We start from the raw sequence: 17,770 nt of genomic DNA, 5'->3' as shown, positions 1-17,770 counted from the left end.
TCGCCCTCTCGGGCCATCGTGTTTTTTGACTCGAACAATCGTTTGACATGATCCAGCCCGTCGAAACACAATTGCAGCATTTGACCGTCGAGATCCATTCGGCCTTTTCGAATCATATCCAGCATATCTTCGATCTTGTGCGTCAGGTTGCCTATATCCTCATATCCGATCATTTGCGAAGAACCTTTGATAGAATGAAAGACTCGGAACAATGCATTCAAATCGTTGGTCGAGTAGCCGCTCTCCAATCTGATCAGACATTCTTCCGCTTCCTGCAGCAATTCCTCGGTTTCCTCAAGATATGTAACATACAATGAATCCTTCATGTTACCACCCTCACGAAGCCGCCATCGGCCATTTGATGTACATATCCGTTCTTATTTAAGATTGACGGCCCTGACAATTTCGTCCGCTATCCGGTAGGATGGAACGACGATCTCGGCTCCGCCTCTTTCGATTGCCGCCCTTGGCATCCCAAAGACGATCGCCGTGGATTCATCTTCTGCAATCGTTACCCCTCCGGCCGCTCTGATTTTCACCATGGCATCGGCTCCGTCGTCGCCCATGCCGGTCATCAGGACACCTACCACATTTTTGCCGCCGTATGCCTTGAGCACGGATTCCATGGTCACGTTCACGCTGGGCATAAACGGCGTCACGGGACTGGCCGAAAGCCGCAGCATTCTGCCGTCCCTGTGAACAAGCAGCTGATAGCCTCCGGGAGCGAGAAACCCTCTTCCGTCAGCGAGCACATCGCCCGCTTCCGCTTCTTTAAACGGAAAAGGGCAAGCTTTCCCCAGCCTTTTGGCAAAAGAGGATGTAAAGGACGGCGGCATATGCTGAACAACGATCAGCGCAGCTTTCAGATCGGCTCGCAGCATCGGGATAACTTCCATCAACGCTCCCGGTCCGCCCGTGGACACGCCGATCACGACAACTTTGGACAATTCAGGGTTCCGGACAGCGCCGGAATTTGCCCGGACTTCAGCCTCCCTTGTTCCTGAAAAGGAGTTTCGGGTTCTGATCCTGTTCCTCAGATTTTTGCGATTGGCATGCTTGTGGGCAAGCTTGATCTTCTCGATAATTTCTCTTCCGACAATATGCAAATTGGAAGACACGGTTCCGGAAGGTTTGGCCACAAAATCAAAAGCCCCCAGCGCCAAAGCCTCAAAGGTTGTAAGCGCGCCATCCTGGGTTAAGGAACTGATGATGATCACCGGAATTTCAGGATTGTCGTTCAGGATATACTGCATGGAGGTTAATCCGTCCATTTCCGGCATATTGATGTCCATCGTGATCACATCCGGTTTTAATTCCTTCACTTTTTCGATGGCATCCTTCCCGTCCCTTGCCGCGCCCGCTACATCAAGCTCCTCGTCCGTCATGATCATTTCCCGCAATGCTTTTCTCATCAATGCAGAATCATCTACGACCAGTACCTTTATTTTGTTCTTCATAACCATCACCTGCAGAAATACGGCGAACATCGGACTGATCCCGGACAACACGCGTTGCCCGGCATATCCATTCCCATTATGCTGAAATTTGTTCAATATTCAGGACCTTATCAAGGCGCAGGATCAGGACTATCCTTTTCCCATCATCGAGTTTGCCGACACCTTCCACATAACTGCTGTCAATACCGCTCTTCAACAGTTCCGGCGGCGGCTCGATCAACGCTTTTTCAAAACGGAGCACTTCCGACACCGAATCCACAATCATTCCGGTTTTTCGCCGGCCGAATCCACAATGATGATCCTTGTGGCATCGGTCATGGCTTTGGCGGAAAGCCCGAAAAGCTTTCGCAAATCCAGAACCGGGATGATGTTCCCCCGCAAATTCACGATACCGTCGATGTGGTAGGGAGCGCGCGGAACTTTGGTAATTTCGGTCATGCGATTGATCTCTTGCACATCCTTGATTTTGATCCCGTATTCTTCATTGTCGATTTTGAACGCAACGAGCTGCTCCTCGTCCGTAATCTGTTTTTCGGTGCTTTTGCCCCCCTCGCTCTCCTGGGGCGCATCGTTCAGGCCGCTGATCATCCTGTACGCATCGGCAGACATAATTTTCGACGAGTCCAGCAGCATGATCAGGCGTTTGCCGCCGTTCAGCTTGGCCACTCCTTTAAGCTGCTCTCCGCTTTGCGCGGAAAACCTTGGAGGGGGCAGTATCATGTCGGCAGGTACCCTGATCACCTCGGATACTTTGTCTACGATCATCCCGGCCGTAAAGCCCCCCATATCCACAACCAGAACTCTTGTCTGATCGGTGATCGCCTTGGGCTCCATGCCAAAGTAAGTTCTCAAATTGATAAGGGGAAGAAGACGGTTTCGAATGGATACAACGCCATCCACATAAGCTTCGCAGTTCGGGACCTTCATGATGTCCGGAACACGTATAATTTCTTTGACCTGCATAATCCCGATCGCATATTCCTCTTTCCCAAGCAAAAAGGAGACCAGTTGTTCATCGACGGCAGCATTCGATGACGACGCATTGCTGTTTTTCGGAAACCGGTCGCCTGAGATGTCTTTCTCCATCGTTTGCGTTCTTGTCTCGCCATCTCCGCTAACCGCTTTGACAATGTCAAGCAGCATAATCAGTCTGTTCCCGTTATCCAGCTTGACAATTCCGTTCAGATAATCCGCATTTGCATTTTTTACGATTTGCGGTGGTTCCTCAATGTCGGAAGCGTTGACCCGAATAACTTCGGACACCCGATCGACAATAATCCCGGTTGCCTTGCCGTTTACATCGATGACCAATACCCTGTTGTTTTCATTCTTTTCTTTCTTTTCCATATTGAATCTGGCTCTCCCATCGATGATGGGCAGGACATGGCCTCTCAAGTTGCAGGCTCCTTCGATGTAACTCAAAGCGTTCGGCACTCTGGTAATTTCGGGAACTCTCACGATTTCTTTTACATGGATGACGTCCGCTCCGAACTCATCGTCCCCAAGATGGAAGGTTACCAGCTGGCATTCGTGAAAACCCGCATTTTTTCGGCAGACACCATAGCCTCTCCTCCCATCCGCTACATATTTTGAAGTTCATCCGCAAGCCCGGATATCTCCTCGATAGCTTCGGCCAGTTCTTGCATTCCTTTCGCCTGTTCGGTTGCCGCGTGCGCCGCCTCCTGCGTAGCCCTGCTGGCCTCCTGCGCGGCGATTGCAATCTGCTCTATCGCTTTTTTGGCCTGTTCCAACGCAACCAGCGATTCTTCCGAGCCCTTTTCCGTATCCTTCGTTCCCATACTAATCTTCATCATGCTTTCTTCGATCACATTCAGGTTGTGCGTTATCTTCTTCGCTTTTTCCACTTCGGTAAACGAAGTCTTGCTGGAAACGTCAATATCCGCTGCAACTCTTTGAATCTGGCTCTGGATGCTTCGTACCAGATCCTTGATTTTATCCGTATTTTCGGCGGATTCATTGGCAAGAGCCCGAATATCGCCGGCTACGACAGAGAAGCCTCTTCCGAATTCCCCTGCCCTGGCCGCTTCGATAGACCCGTTGACCGCCAGCATATTGGTCTGAATCGTTACATTCACAATGGCATCCACGATCTTGTCGATTTTACGGATCGTTTCTTCCAAATTTTTGATATTTCTGGCCGCAACCAGGCTGGCATCAGCCGAAGCCGAAATGCCGGCAATCATATCCTCTACCGCGATCTTGTTGCTTTCGATCAATTGCTGCAGCTCGGTCACCTTTTCCGTAGAGACCGATGCCCTTTCATACATTTGTTTCGCTGCGACCACAAGCTTTTCGCCAAACAGGGAAGACTTTTCGGTCAGTTCCGCCTGCATCTCGGCGCCCGTGGAAATTTGCTCCATGGCCTTCATAATCTCTGCGGATGTGGAATTGGCCTCCTCCACGTTGGCGGCTAATTCCTCTGCCGCGGCGGCAAGCGACTCGGATGATTTTGGGCGTCTGTAGATACCTTCAGATCTTCCGCCATCTGGGCTAATTCGGAGGCGGCCGAATTCAGCTCATCGAAAGCTTTGTTTTGCAATTGCAACGATTTTTCGACTTCTTCGGTAGCGCTGCTTTGCTGTTCGGCTGCTGCCGCAATTTGCTCGACAAGGCTAAGGAATTCAGAGGCCCCCTTGCTGGCATCGGCCGCATTTTGTGCGATTTCGGCTACGCCGTTCTTGACCACCACGATTTCTTCGTCGATCTTCACAAGATCTTCCGTCGTTTTCTTTGCTTTTTCCACCTCTGCATTCGTGGCTTTCCCGGCATTTTCAATATCGCTCACAACAATTTTCACATTGTTTTGAATTTCCGATACTAATTCTCTGATGCTTCTTGCGGACTTCTCGGATATTTCGGCCAGATTGCGGACCTCATCGGCAACGACGGCAAAGCCCCTGCCATGCTCCCCGGCTCTTGCGGCCTCAATCGCAGCATTTAAGGCCAACAGGTTGGTCTGATCGGCGATTCTTACGACGGCCTGCACAATATTTCCGATCTCATCCGACTGCTTCTCCAAATCTCCGACCAGCTTGACCGACTCAATGTTGGCTTCTGCCGCGGTCCTGATTCCTTTTATCATCGCTTCTATGTCTCTGGACGTATTCTCTATAAGTTCTTTTGCGGCATCCACGCGCTGGAGGGATTCCCTGGCGTTTTGGTTCGCCACAACGGATGCCTTTTCGATCTGGTTAATGGCAGCTCTCGATTCTTCTGCCGCCGAAGAAGTTTCGCTCGCGCCTTTCGCGATTTGTCCTACGCTTGCGCTAAGCTCTTCTGCAGCGCTGCTTGCTTCTTCTATCCCTGCGGCAAGCTGTTCGGTTGCGGACGCGATCCGCTCAGCCAACTGCTGCTGCTTGGCTAATGTTCTTGCTTTCACCTTGTCCAGAGCCTGCTTCCTTGCAAACTCTCTCTTTTTTCGATCTGACCGGCATGAACCGATAACGGAGGTACTCCCTTTCCTTGAGAGCTGGCCGGTTTAGCAAGTTTCTTTTCCATCGCTTTTCCTCCTGTTGTTCTGCTTCCGATATAGGAGCCGTATTCCCTAATCGCCGAAATAATGGTATTTTTATCATTTGCTAAGGCCAAGGACCGCCCGCGCTTATCAACGGGCAGAAAGAAAGGACGGATGCATGTCAACGATACATTAGTTTCACGTTCGGACTGGATCGTACAGGAATCGGTGCAATATTGTTGAACGGAGCGCCCCCCTTTTCGAATCGAACAAAATTATCATTTTGTAATATTTGCAAGACATCTCCGAACATATAAAAAAGCCTTAAAAAATAAGGCTTTTCAGTCTTGCAGATATTTCAGAAAGGGATTCCAATCTTACATATTGAATTATATATTGTATTACCCGGAAATAATGAGGTGTTCTCAATAATGGCAACAAGACATGGAGCAAATGCTGTTGAGCCCATACGTGATTTGGATAAAATTCAAGAAATCAAAAATTATTTGCTGGCGCGTTCTTATCGGGACTATTTTCTATTCGTCTTCGGCATCAATTCCGGTTTAAGAATAAGCGATATCCTCCCTTTAAAGGTTTTGGACGTGACACACACCAAGCATTTAAAAGTAAGAGAGAAGAAAACGGGAAACGCCAGAAAAATTATTATTACAAACGCGCTCAGGAAAGAGATCGAAAAATATACCCAGAATCTTGCCGATTCGGACTATTTATTCCCTTCCCGAAAAGGGGGAAAACCGATCCATCGAGTGCAGGCATGGCAAATTATCCATAATGCCGCCAAAGCGTGCAATGTAGAAGGCGCTATCGGGACTCATACGCTGCGCAAAACATTCGGTTACCATTTTATCAGCGTTTTAAGGACGTAGCGATGCTGCAGTATATTTTCGGACATTCCAGCCCGTCCGTTACCTTGAGATACATCGGAATTAACGATGATATGGTGGATGAAGCTTTGGAGTCATTTTCCCTGTAGTTCTTTTTATCTATTTTTTGTCGAATGATGCTGGATTTTTTGGTTCTATTGCACTATAATTTAGTATGTTTATATTGGATTGATTTTCCACAAACCTAACAAAATGATAATTTTGTTCTTTAGAACGATTTATCCGGCGTCAAAAAGAAAGGGATAACTTATTGCTTTTAACAGGATCAGAGCTTCGAACGATAATCAAAACGATAAAAAATTGAAATTTTCGCAAGTTTATGTCGAATGAGAGCGGAAAAATAAAAGCCAATCTTACAAATCGTTTGTTTTGTAAGATTGGCTTTCGCGTGCGGCAGCCTGCCGCACGCCGTTAACCCGTTTCCCCGCTTACGGTAATATCGTTCTGCCCGAATTCCGCGACCGCGTTCTTCTTCTCATAGAATCGTACGGCGTTCGCCAGCACGCCTTCGCGGGTATAGAACGGACTGTCCGGAGACAGAGGCAAACGGACCGTTTCCCCGGTACTGGCCGACTGGTAAATGGCCGTTATCAGTTCGAGCGTCCGCCTCCCTTCGCGGCCGGTTACGAGCACTTCGCCGCTGCCGTTCTCGATGGCGGTCAATACGTTGTCGATCTGCCCTTTGTGACCCACATAAGGCAAGGGCTGCACCTCATCGGCCGCACGCTGCAGCTGTTGCTCCAATTCTCGGTTCGCTTCCGGGAAGCCGTTCTCCTTCGACGTGGAAGCCGCAACCTTCCACGGCATGGAGACCCGGGCCTTCTCACCTTGAAAATCAATTGCTGCTCCTGGCCGTGGTGCACGACGGAGCTCGTAATTTGCGCAAGCGCCCGCGGATACGAAAGGATGGCGATCGACAGATCCTCCACTTCCGCATTATCGTGCGCCGTATTGCTCATCGCCGCGGTCACCTTGTCGGGCATGCCCATAAGCCACTGCAGCATGTCGATATGATGGACGGCGTGATTCAGCGTGCAGCCGCCGCCTTCCTTATCCCACGTTCCGCGCCACCACAGATCGTAATAGACATAGCCTCTCCACCAGAACGAATCGACCTGCGCATGCACGATCCGCCCGGCCAGTCCCGAATCGAGCACATGCTTCAGCTTCGTAATCTCGTTGCCGAAACGGTTCTGGCTGATGACCGACAGAATGCGGCCGGCGGCATCGGCGGCGGCATTCATCCGGTCGCACTCGGCCAGGGAGGACGCCATCGGTTTCTCCACGATGACGTGAACGCCCGCGTTCAGCGCATCGATGGCGATTTGCGCGTGCGTATAGGGCGGCGTGCAGACCGAGACCAGATCGATTCCGCCGCGCGCGAGCAGCTCGCGGTAATCGTCCGACACGGCGCAATCCAAACGGTGCCGCTGTCTTTTCCTCTCCGCGATATCCCGGCGTAGGTCGCACAGGGCGACGATTTCGCAGCGTTCGCCGAACGACTGATAGGCCTCAATATGGGAGGAAGAAATCGCGCCGCTTCCGATAATGGCAACTCGAATCAAAGATGACCAGCTCCTTTTTGCATTTATTGACGCTGCGCCTGAAAAGCCGCCCGCTTCTCATCCATCACGGCCTGCCCGCCGATCTTCATGTAATCCGCCACCTCTTTGTCGTATACGCTGTCGAAGTCGGCCGGTTTGGCCGTAATGACTTTGACGAAGATTTCATCGTCTTTCTGCTTCAGCGTAGTGGCGTATTTGATTTCCGACTGGATCGTTTCTTCCACCCGCGGCTTCACGATTCCGTCATTCATCCCGTATTCGATGCTTTTCACCGTAAAATCCTTGAAGTTCGGATCGGATGCGTTGGCCTCGATATTTTGGCTCTCATCCGTCGTGCTGACGAATTTGCCGTTCAGAATGATACAGTAATCGAAGTAGTTGTAGAGGGTTCGCTGCGCCTCCTCGTTATCGAGCGTCACCGGAAGCCCGTTTTCCATTTTGTACGTTACGCCCTCGGTTCCGTTCTGCAGCGTAATGATATTTTCCGGCTTCGCCATCCAGTTCAAATACTTAATTGCCGCTTCGGCGTTTTTGCTGTTCTTCGGTACCATAATATACATGCCGTTGGGCGAATAGACCGGCTTCGGGCGTTTGCCGTCGGCATCGGTGAACGGGTCGATCGGCGTCAGCTTGGCCTTCGGATCGTTCTTCAGCAATTCCGCGAGGTACCCCATATATACCGGCTCGTTCGTGTTGGGCGTCGCGGCGCCGATGCGGCCGTTGATCAGATCTTTTTGAAATTGCTGGGTATCCTTGTTCATCTGCAGGGCAAAATCGGGATCGATCAAGCCTTCGTTATACAGCTTGTTTAAAAAACGGTACGCTTCCCGGTTGCCGGGCATCAGCCATTCCGGGGTGGCATACAGATCTTCGTCCGTAATGTTGTCCCATTCCCAGAACGAGTACTGAAGCGGATGCATATGGAAGTAGTCGATGTAGCCGTAAGGCACCACCTGGTCGCCCGATTTGCCCGGCTTTTTCTCTTTAAACGCTTTCAACGCATTGTAAAACTGCTCCGTCGTTTCCGGGAGCGGAAGCCCCAGCTCGTCGAGCCAATCCTCACGGATGAAGGTCGTGCTTTGCGCGGTCAGCACGCGCCTTGCCGGAATGGCATACTGCTTGCCCTCGAAGACGCCGTAACGGAGAACGTCTTCCCCCAGCACGTTGATCAAGTCCTGGCCGTGCTGTTCGAGCAGCGGCCCGAGATCGGTCAATCCGCCGCTCTTCACATAGTTCTGAACGGTCGGCTCGTCGTAGGTGAAGACGATATCCGGCGCTTGATTGGCCGCCATCAGGACATTCAGCTTATCCACCTCTTCCGACCGGGGAACGGTCACGAATTCGACTTTAATATGGTTCGGATCGCCGAAATTTTTCTGGATATACTGCGTCATGAAATTGTCGGTAATCGGCGGCGCCCCGGCAGGGGTGTTGTTGCGGTCGAACAGCTCGACCCGAAGCGTGATCGGCTTGTCTTTCGCCCCGGCGTTCGGGGCCGGATCGCCTGAAGCGCCGCCGGACGGATTTTTGCCGCCGGAACCGCCGCTGCAGCTTGCCAAAATTACGCCCAATGCCATTATCGCCAGCATGCTCGCGAACCGTTTGCACGATGTCATGCTCAACCTGATCAACTCCTTTAGATAAAAGGTTATTTTGCCGACAGTCAGCCCTTCACCGCCCCGATCATCATCCCCGAAACGAAGTAGCGCTGAAGCCACGGATAGACAAGAAGAATCGGAACCGTGGCGAACATGATCGAAGCCGCTTTCAGGCTTTCCGGAACCGGAGCGGCGTTGTTCAAGCCCTCCGCCGTCGCCATATCGATGACCTGGCTGTTAATCACCATTTCGTAAAGCCGCAATTGGAGCGGATACAAATTCGTATTGGTAATATACAGCAGGGCGTCCATAAATCCGTTCCAACGGCCTACCGCATAAAACAAGCTCAAGGTGGCCAGAACCGGCAGCGACAGCGGCAGGATCAAGCTTGTCAAAATGCGGAAATGCCCGGCTCCGTCCATGCGGGCGGATTCCTCAAGCTCAACGGGAATGGATGAGAAAAACGTTTTGGCGATCAGCAGGTAAAATGCGTTGACCATTCCCGGAAGAATGAGCGCCCATATGCTGTCGAGCAGCCGCAAATTTTTGACAAGCAAATATTCCGGGATCATTCCGCCGCTGAAAAACATCGTGATCACAATGAGAACAAGAAACAGATTTCTTCCCTTTAGTTTGGGCTTCGTCAGCGGATAGGCGGCCATAACCGTCATCGCCATGGAAATCGTCGTGAACAGCGCGACGAGCATAATCGTAAACAGCAAGGAACGAAGCATCAAAGCATTGCCGAATACGGTCATGTAGGCCGTCAAATCGATGTCCACCGGGAAAATCGTCACTTTCCCCGCCATAATAGGTCCGTTCGAGCTGAGCGACAGCGCGAAGATGTGCAGCATGGGAACAAGACAGAGCACGCCGGCAATGGAGATTGCCGCGACGATGGCGATGTCCGCGATCTTCCCGCTTGCGTTTCTTTTCATGGCCAGCCCTCCTTCACCAGATGCCCTGATCGTTGATTTTTCTTGAAATATAATCCGCCGACAGCAGAAAGATCAGACCGACCACGGCCTGAAACAGGCCGATTGCGGTTGCGATCGTGTAGCGGGCCGATTGAATGCCGATTTTGTACACATAGGTGCTGATCACTTCGGAAACATCGGTTACATGCGGATTGCTCAGCACATACGGACGGTCGAAGCCGATGCTCGCCATATGGCCGATATTGATAATGAGCAGGATGATAATGGTGGGCTTCATCCCCGGCAGCGTAATATGCCAAATTTTGCGCAGACGTCCGGCTCCGTCGACCTCGGCGGCCTCGTACAAATCTTTGTTGATGCCTGTCAAGGCGGCCAAATAGATAATGGTTCCCCAGCCGGCGCTCTGCCATATGCCGATTCCCAGATAGGTGCCGATCCAATACAGCGGCTCCGTCAAAAAGGAATCGCTTTCAAACCGAAAGACCGGAGCACGTTGTTGACGATGCCGGTGTTGGTCGCAAGCAGCTGCAGCGCCATCCCCCCGATAATTACCCAGGAAATGAAGTGGGGCAAATACAGGATCGTCTGAACGCCCTTTTTGAACCATTGAATGCGCAGCTCGTTCAGCAATATGGCCAGAATGATCGGAATGGGAAAACCGATGAGCAGGTCGAGCAAATTCAAGACGAACGTGTTGCGAAGCGCGTTGTAGAACGCGTCCATCGCAAAGATTTCCCGAAACGTCTCAAACCCGATCCAGGGCTCGCCCATATGCCCTGAAAAATGTTGTAGTCCTTGAATGCAATGATGATGCCGAACATCGGGCCGTATTTGAACACTAAAAAATAAAGCAGCGGCAACAAAACCAGCACATAAAGCTGCCAATCGCGATACAGCCATGCGCTTCGCCGGCGTATAGCCTCACGAGGCTTGCCGCCCGCAGCAATTGCCATATTCGTCCTCCCTTCGTGTTTCGAATCCGAGCGCTCTTGGCAACAATGTATCATCCCGGCGTCAAACCGCAAATTGTCATTTATCCGGGGATTAACACGCATGAAAATTCGGCGCCGCACGGGCGATTAACCGAAATGACGGACTTAACCGAAACGACGGCAAGCCCGGAAATGCCGGTGCCGGCATGGAAATTCGGCTTCCCCTTCCTACCCTTCTCGGGACCGGTGCATGTTCCGGTATTCTCCGGGCGGAACGCCGAACATTTTTTGAACGCGCGATGAAAGGAAATGACGTGAAGATAGCCTACCTGTTCAGCAATGCTCTGGATCGGTTCGTCGGTTTCGAGCAGCAGCCGCCTGGCATGCCCGAAGCGTACTTTGAGCACATAATCCATAAACTTCTCCCCGGTCGCTTCCTTGAACAGATGGCTGACGACGCGCGGGCTCAGCTTGTAACGGTCGCTGACCTGAATCAGGGACAAGTCCGGATCGGCATAATGAAGATCGATATAGGCTTTAATCCGGTCGGCGACGGCATGGCTGTCGCGGTTTATCCGTTCGCGCTCCATATCGCGGGCCAGCTTGTTCATGACCGCGTGCAATCGATCCTGCAGCTCTTCGACCGTCTCGGCATGCCGGGCCGCCTGTTCGAACTGATGCCGGTATTCGGCAGTCCATAGCCGCTGAATGCCGGCCGGCAGCGTCCGCATGGCCGTCTCCAATTCGCGGATCAGGTCGTTCGTCAGCCTCGCCAGATCGTTCCGGGTGAGCAGCACCCGTTTCAATTCGCCGAATATGTCCCGCAGCTTGTCCTGCCACTGTCCGTTGTTCAGCTTGTAGAAACGGATCATCTCCGTCAGCGGCTCGAAATACCGGTAGGTTCCGCCCGGCAATTTGGTCTCTGCGATCTGGCTGTCAATGACGACATTGACGCCGAACACAGCTTTGTACGACAAATGCTTCGCCGCCTGGCGATGGAACGAGGCGATTGCCTCGATCGAGCGGAATTCCTCGCTTATGCCCGCCGAGACGGTGATGTCCAGATTGTCGTTGATCCAGGCGCGGAATTCTTCGGCAAGGCGCGGCAGTGTATCGCCGGAAGAAGCCTCTTCCTCGCCAAGATGGTGAACGATGCTTAACCGGTGGGGCTCGGTCCATGAATGCCAGACGTGCACGCCCCGTTTTTGCGCCATTTCCCCATAGGCGGTCTCGATCAGAAATTTCAGTAAATATTGGTCGCCCGGCTTGTATTGCGCGGCAAACGCGCCGTATTCGTCAATTTCGATCATCACGATGCCAAGCCGCTCGTAACGATAGGGCAGTTCCCATGCCTCCATCTGCTTCTTCCACTCTTCCTGCGTCATCACGCGGAGTCCGGAGAGCAGCTCCATAAACAATGTCCGTTGGCGCAAGAGCCTGTCCTGCTTATGCAGGTTTTCGTAATCCATCGAACTTTGGAGCAGCTGATCGATCGCCGTGTCGATGAATGCCAGCTCATTCGGCAGGCTTTTGATGCCGAGTTCCCCGCTTTTGCGCGCCGTGTAATTTTTAATTTTGTCCGCCATCATCTGGATCGGCTTGTAGTGGATGTGGGTAATCAACGTGAACCAGGCCACGGTTGCCAAAATAATGACGAAGATGACCGCTGCCCATATATCGGATAATAGCGACACGACAGAAAAATTGCCGGAGAGAACGCTGTCGGCGTAATAATTCCATCCGGTATATTCGGACTGAACCGCGATCGGTCCGGCCTCGTCCGGCTGCGCGGACGAAAAAAGGGATGCATATTTTCATCCATAATGCCTACGGAACCGCTTTCATTTTCGTTCAATTCACGGATGAAGTGAAAGAGCGAGCTGACGTAGACATTGACGACGACCGCCCCCCGCTTCTCCGAAGCGAACGGATAGAGCTTGACGAGCGAAACGACCGGCTGCTTGTTCCGGTCCAGTTGGGATTGGCCGTACGCTCTCGGTTTCGTCCATCCGTACGGAACGGGCCCCCGATTGAACGCCTCGATAAACGAGCGGTCGCCGAACGAATCGAGCGTGAACACGTCCGAATCGGTCAGCACTTTCCCGGCCGCCGCATCGTACAGATAGACCGAACTGAAAAACGGCAGGGACGCCTTGAGCTCGACCAGCTTCTTTTGGATAAGGAAGAAATCGTACAGCGTCTTCGGTTCGTCCGTGAAAAAGGACTGCAGCGTCTTGTCCGACTGCATCTCGCTGACGACGTTCCGTTCGATCAGCTTCAGGTTGGCATCCGTATTCCGCATAATCTGCTCAACGATCGCCTGATTCGTCTCCATATATTTTTTTCCGAAGCATTGTTCAGCATCGTGAAAAACACGATAATAAGCGACGAAACGGCAACAAAAAAGATCGGCGTATAGGAAAGCATCATGCGGTAATACCAGTTCATCCTCAATCGAATCACTCCTTCGAACTTTTTCACGGATAAACAAGCGACAGCCCGGAACGTCTGAAGTCCCGGACTGTCGAAACGAACAAGCTGCGTCAATCCCGGCAACCGGCCACCTCGCCCGCCTGCCGCATGACGAGCAAAGCCGCAACGGCGGCGAGGAGACCGATATGAACGTTCATCGGTTCGATCGAATCCATACGTTCATGAGCAGAACGAATACGGCAAAGACGGCTCCGGCCGCCGCGAGCGTTCAATACCCTTTCATCGCAAAACGCCAGCCTCAGCCGCCGAATATTGGCGCTCATTCGCGCACGTCCCCCTTCGCTGCAAAAAGACTGCGGACCGCGCTCTCCAATGCGACCCATCTTTCCCAGAACGAGTCCAGCTCCTGTTTGCCCGCTTCCGTCAGGCGGAAATATTTGCGGCGCGGGCCGAACGGCGATTGCCGGTAAGTGGCGGCAATAAGGCCGTTCCTCTCCAGCCGCATCAGCAAGGGATAGATCGTCCCCTCCGAGATATCGGGAAAACCGTTCGCTTTCAGCTTCTCCGATATTTCATAACCGTACGTTTCGCTGCTGCCGATGATTTGCAAAATGCACCCCTCCAACGTGCCTTTCAGCATCTGCGACCGATCATTCATAAGACACCTACCTTGTAATGCAAAATAGAATGGCCGTTGGCTGCATTGTAAGGCAATGCAGACAGCCGTGTCAAACGGCATTCGGCCGCAAAAAGAAAAAACGCCCCGCAAGCGGAGCGACACTTGAGGGCGTCCCTTCTTATTCAGCCTTCCATCAACGCTTTAAATTCATCCAGTTGGCGCTGAAGCTCCGCGAGCACCTTCTCGTACCCGGCGGTCTTCAGCTTGTTGCGGAACTCTTCCACCGCCTTGGCCGGATCGCCGGCTTTGCCGTAGGTAATGGCCGGCCCCATCTCGCCCGTTACTTGCGTTATGGCGGTCAGCTCGGCTTCCACCGGCGTCTTGTCGAAGACGAACTGGCCGTACGGATAAGGCTTCTTGATTTTGTCGTATTCGGCGTACAGCGTCTCCTCGATTTGATCCCACGTATTGATGCTCGGAATTTCGAACTTGTCGACGCGTCCGCCCCAGAAGTTGGAGTAGAACGAGTCTCTCGTTTCGTCGTAGCCTTCCGGCTGAACGCGCTTGCCGTCCTTCACTTCATACTGGACGCCCTCGATGCCGTAATTGATCAAATGGTAAATTTCTTCGTCGTTGCGGATCAGATCGTACGCCATCAGCGCCCGTTCCGGGTTTTGCTGCGCGCGCCGACCGACGTGCCGCCGTGCGTGATGGACAGCTCCAGCAAATTGTTGCCCCGCGTGCGGGCGAACGGGAACATCTGCAGCTCCGAGCCGGGCTGGTCTCTGTCCATCGTCACCCGCAGTCCGCTGAACGTCTGCGTATGATGCTGGTCCATCCCCGTCAAGCCGGCGCGGAGCGACGCGCGCGTATCGTTCTTGTTGTTCAGCACGTCCTCGCGCCAGTAGCCTTTGTCCGCCCACTCCTTCATCATCTCGGCGAACTTCACGAAGGTGTCCTCGAATACCGGACTTGCCGCCGTATACTTCTCGTCGTACGACTTGGCCGCGAACACCGGCAAATAGCCCGTCGACATCGGCAGCTCCAGCATATCCGTATACGATTGCACGAAGCCGCCCCAGATGCTGGTGCTGGCCACGGCGTCCCACGGGATGACGTCCGGCTTGGTGTCCTTGATGAACTGAAGATATTTCCCGATGCCTTCCCAATCTTTGATCGGTTCCGTAATGCCCGCTTCCTTGGCCCAATCTCCGCGGTAAAAAATCCGTGGTTGACCCATTGCGTATAGTCGTTTTCGGGAATGAGCACAATTTGGCCTTTATATTTGCTTTCCGCCCAATCCTCTTCCGGAATCTCTTTCCACGTTTGCGGCGCATACTTCGGCAGCAGCTCGTCAAGCGGCTTGAACGCGCCCCGCTGCGCATTGCCCCACGTGTCGAGCCAATCCGTTCCGATAGTGATCAGATCGATCGGCTCGCCGGAAGCGAGCAGCAGGTTGTACTTCGTCTGCCAATCGGCCCATTCGACCCATTTCCATTCCAGCTCCGCATTGATCTTTTCTTTCATCCGCTTGTTCACTTCGGCCAGCACCTTCTCGAACTGGCCGTTTTTCGGCTTGTCGCCCAGCACGACGTAGCTGATTTTGACAAACTTGGACGTATCGGCCGCCTGATCGTTCCCTTCGTTGCTCGTACCCGCCGGTTTCGTCCCGCCTGTGCTTTCGGTCCCCGCATTCCCGCCGCCGCTTCCCGAGCAGGCGGCCAGACCGAACAGCAGCGCAATGGCGAGCAGCAGTGCGGACAGCTTCTTCCCCTTTTCCATGTTCATCTCCCCTTAAAATAAAATCGTCGATCGGGCACACGCCCTTATGTGAAACGGCCCAAACAACCGGCCGCAACCCATCAGCCCTTTACCGCGCCGACCGTAATCCCTTTGATGAAATAGCGCTGCACGAACGGGTAGAACAGAATGACCGGTCCCGTCGCCACGACGGCAGTCGCCATTTTCATCGATTCGAGCGGCACGTCCCGCAGCTCGACGTTGGAAGCGGCCGCCGAGTTGCGGACGAAATCCGCGCTTGTGACGACGTTGTACAGAAACAGCTGCAGCGGACGGTACTGCATATCTGCAGACAGAAAGAGCATCGAATTGTACCATTCGTTCCAATAGCCGAGCGCGATGAACAGCCCGATCGTCGCCAGCGCCGGCGTCGTCATCGGCAGAATGAGCCGGACGAAGATGGTGAAGTCTCCCGCCCCGTCCATCTTGGCCGATTCGGTGATCGCATGCGGGATGGAGCGGACGAAGCTTTTCATCATAATGATCAGAAACGGACTCATCAGACCGGGCAGCAGGACGGCCAGGTAATTGTCTTTCAGGCTCAAATACTGCGTTATCAGCAGATAGAACGGGACGAGCCCTCCGGAAAACAGCGTCGTGAAGTAGATGAAAAAGGAGATGCCGTTCCGGTAGACGAAATCCGGCCGCTGCAGCGCGTAGCCCGTCATCGCGACGAGGAACAGGCCGACGGCCGTCCCTACCACAGTGATGCCAATCGTGACCAGATAGGAACCGATAATGAGATCGGGATTCTCGAAGACGATCTTGTAGGCGAACGTGCTGAACTCGCGCGGCCAGAAGTTGAACCCGTACTTCTTGATCGCGCCTTCCGACGTCAGCGAAGTGCCGATGACGAGCAGGAAGGGCAGCAGGCAGCACAAGGCGAACGCGCCGATGAACAAATAAGCGAAAATTCTGACAATCTTGCCGCTCATATCCGTACGGATGCTGCGATGATCCATCGTATTGTCCATCACCGTTACCTCCTAGAATAACGAGTTTTCCGGCGAAAGCTTCTTCACCAGCCAGTTGGCCGTCACGACGACGACGAATCCGAATACCGACTGATAGAGGCTGACGGCGCTGCCGATCGAGAAGTTGAAGTTCGTCATGAGCGACCGGAACACATAAGTCTCGATAATGTCGGTCGTCGCATACAGCGCGGTGTTGTTCGCGCCGACGAGGTTGAAGAACAGGCCGAAATTGCCCTTTAAAATGCCGCCGAGCGAGAACAGCAGCAGAATGATGAACGTCGGCTTCAGCCATGGCAGGATAATGTAGAGGATGCGCTGGAAGGCGTTCGCCCCGTCGATCTCCGACGCCTCGATAATTTCGTTGTCAAGTCCCATAATGGCTGCGAAGTAGATGATGGACCCGTAACCGGTCGACTGCCACAGGTAGGTGAGGACGATGATGAAAGGCCAAATGGTCGGGTTGGAATACGTCTTGACTGGCTCAAGCCCGAGCGATTGCAGCACGCTGTTCAAATAGCCGTAGTCGTAGCTGAGGAAGTTGTAAGCGATCAGGCCGATCAGAACGGCCGAAATGAAATGGGGGAGAAACATAATCGTCTGCGATATTTTTTTGAACCATTTTCGGCGCAGCTCGTTAAGCAGGACGGCGACAAAAATTTGCAGAAAATTGCCAAGCAGAATGAAAGCCAGATTGTAGGCGACGGTATTGAACGTCAGTCTCCACAGATCGCCGTTCATGACGAGAAAACGAAAATTGTCGAAGCCGACAAACGGACTTTTGAATATGCCGTCGGAATAGTTGTATTGAATGAAAGCCAGATACAAGCCGGGCATCGGCAAATAAGCGAAGATGACGAAAAAACGATCGCCGGCAAACACATCAAGAGAAGCGTCCGATTGTTCCGAAACCGCCGCCGCCCGGCTTTCGCCGTTCCCGGCCGTTCCGTCTCGAACGACGCCTTTACAGCCGTGTCCATCTCATCCCTCCTTGCTCGCCATTGCGATTTCTTTATGGTCATACCGAAACGAACGTTAACGCGTTCAGCCGTCCGGGACGGCTGCGGTCCACCGCCT

11 protein-coding genes and 6 pseudogenes are annotated in these 17,770 nt (G+C 52.9%); 1 reads left to right on the top strand and 16 read right to left on the bottom strand.

Annotation, left to right across the window (positions count from 1 at the left end; all coding sequences use genetic code 11):
* The 5 genes and pseudogenes from PACILC2_RS17795 to PACILC2_RS17770 form a co-directional block, all read right to left on the bottom strand.
* On the bottom strand, positions 1–326 hold a 326-nt coding region (locus PACILC2_RS17795), incomplete at its 3' end, for an Hpt domain-containing protein (RefSeq protein ID WP_213529847.1).
* A 51-nt stretch (positions 327–377) separates the two neighbouring features.
* Positions 378–1,457 (bottom strand): protein-glutamate methylesterase/protein-glutamine glutaminase, encoded by a 1,080-nt coding sequence (locus tag PACILC2_RS17790; protein ID WP_213529851.1) that lies wholly within the window; start codon positions 1,455–1,457, stop codon positions 378–380.
* Between the two features lie 76 nt (positions 1,458–1,533).
* Positions 1,534–2,978, bottom strand: a pseudogene (locus PACILC2_RS17780) (chemotaxis protein CheW).
* Positions 2,979–3,037: 59 nt separating this feature from the next.
* Entirely contained in the window at positions 3,038–3,847 is an 810-nt protein-coding gene (locus tag PACILC2_RS17775) for a methyl-accepting chemotaxis protein (protein ID WP_213529841.1), read from the bottom strand.
* 41 nt (positions 3,848–3,888) lie between these two features.
* Positions 3,889–4,560 carry a methyl-accepting chemotaxis protein gene (locus PACILC2_RS17770; RefSeq protein WP_443678856.1) on the bottom strand — a complete coding sequence of 224 codons (672 nt, stop codon included), beginning with the start codon at positions 4,558–4,560 and terminating at the stop codon, positions 3,889–3,891.
* 803 nt (positions 4,561–5,363) lie between these two features.
* Between PACILC2_RS17770 and PACILC2_RS17765 the strand changes: the two are divergent.
* Positions 5,364–5,926: pseudogene (locus PACILC2_RS17765) on the top strand (site-specific integrase).
* 322 nt (positions 5,927–6,248) lie between these two features.
* On the opposite strand, the pseudogene PACILC2_RS17760 reads toward PACILC2_RS17765, so the two are convergent.
* From PACILC2_RS17760 to PACILC2_RS17710, 11 genes and pseudogenes are all read right to left on the bottom strand, one after another.
* Positions 6,249–7,402 (bottom strand): annotated as a pseudogene (locus tag PACILC2_RS17760) (Gfo/Idh/MocA family protein).
* 23 nt (positions 7,403–7,425) lie between these two features.
* A complete protein-coding gene (locus tag PACILC2_RS17755; protein WP_213529849.1) occupies positions 7,426–9,018 on the bottom strand; it encodes an extracellular solute-binding protein in 1,593 nt (530 codons plus the stop codon).
* 47 nt (positions 9,019–9,065) lie between these two features.
* On the bottom strand, positions 9,066–9,938 hold the full coding sequence (locus PACILC2_RS17750) for a carbohydrate ABC transporter permease (protein ID WP_213529837.1): 873 nt from the start codon (positions 9,936–9,938) through the stop codon (positions 9,066–9,068).
* Between the two features lie 13 nt (positions 9,939–9,951).
* Positions 9,952–10,891 (bottom strand): annotated as a pseudogene (locus tag PACILC2_RS17745) (ABC transporter permease).
* Positions 10,892–10,971: 80 nt separating this feature from the next.
* Positions 10,972–12,564, bottom strand: coding sequence for a helix-turn-helix transcriptional regulator (locus PACILC2_RS17740; protein WP_213529835.1), 1,593 nt, complete (start codon positions 12,562–12,564; stop codon positions 10,972–10,974).
* Positions 12,489–13,205 carry a cache domain-containing protein gene (locus PACILC2_RS17735; protein ID WP_213529833.1) on the bottom strand — a complete coding sequence of 239 codons (717 nt, stop codon included), beginning with the start codon at positions 13,203–13,205 and terminating at the stop codon, positions 12,489–12,491. The genes PACILC2_RS17740 and PACILC2_RS17735 overlap by 76 nt, the downstream gene beginning before the upstream one ends.
* Positions 13,206–13,413: 208 nt before the next feature.
* Positions 13,414–13,626, bottom strand: coding sequence for a hypothetical protein (locus PACILC2_RS17730; protein WP_213529831.1), 213 nt, complete (start codon positions 13,624–13,626; stop codon positions 13,414–13,416).
* Positions 13,623–13,961 carry a PadR family transcriptional regulator gene (locus tag PACILC2_RS17725; RefSeq protein WP_213529829.1) on the bottom strand — a complete coding sequence of 113 codons (339 nt, stop codon included), beginning with the start codon at positions 13,959–13,961 and terminating at the stop codon, positions 13,623–13,625. The genes PACILC2_RS17730 and PACILC2_RS17725 overlap by 4 nt, the downstream gene beginning before the upstream one ends.
* Positions 13,962–14,104: 143 nt before the next feature.
* Positions 14,105–15,704, bottom strand: a pseudogene (locus PACILC2_RS29470) (ABC transporter substrate-binding protein).
* An 80-nt stretch (positions 15,705–15,784) separates the two neighbouring features.
* A complete protein-coding gene (locus tag PACILC2_RS17715) occupies positions 15,785–16,696 on the bottom strand; it encodes a carbohydrate ABC transporter permease (protein ID WP_213529827.1) in 912 nt (303 codons plus the stop codon).
* 12 nt (positions 16,697–16,708) lie between these two features.
* Positions 16,709–17,577: pseudogene (locus PACILC2_RS17710) on the bottom strand (ABC transporter permease).
* Positions 17,578–17,770 lie beyond the last annotated feature (193 nt).

The organism is Paenibacillus cisolokensis, from assembly GCF_018403665.1.
GTDB lineage: Bacteria > Bacillota > Bacilli > Paenibacillales > Paenibacillaceae > Paenibacillus_AH > Paenibacillus_AH cisolokensis.
This window is presented reverse-complemented; position numbering and strand designations above follow the sequence as displayed.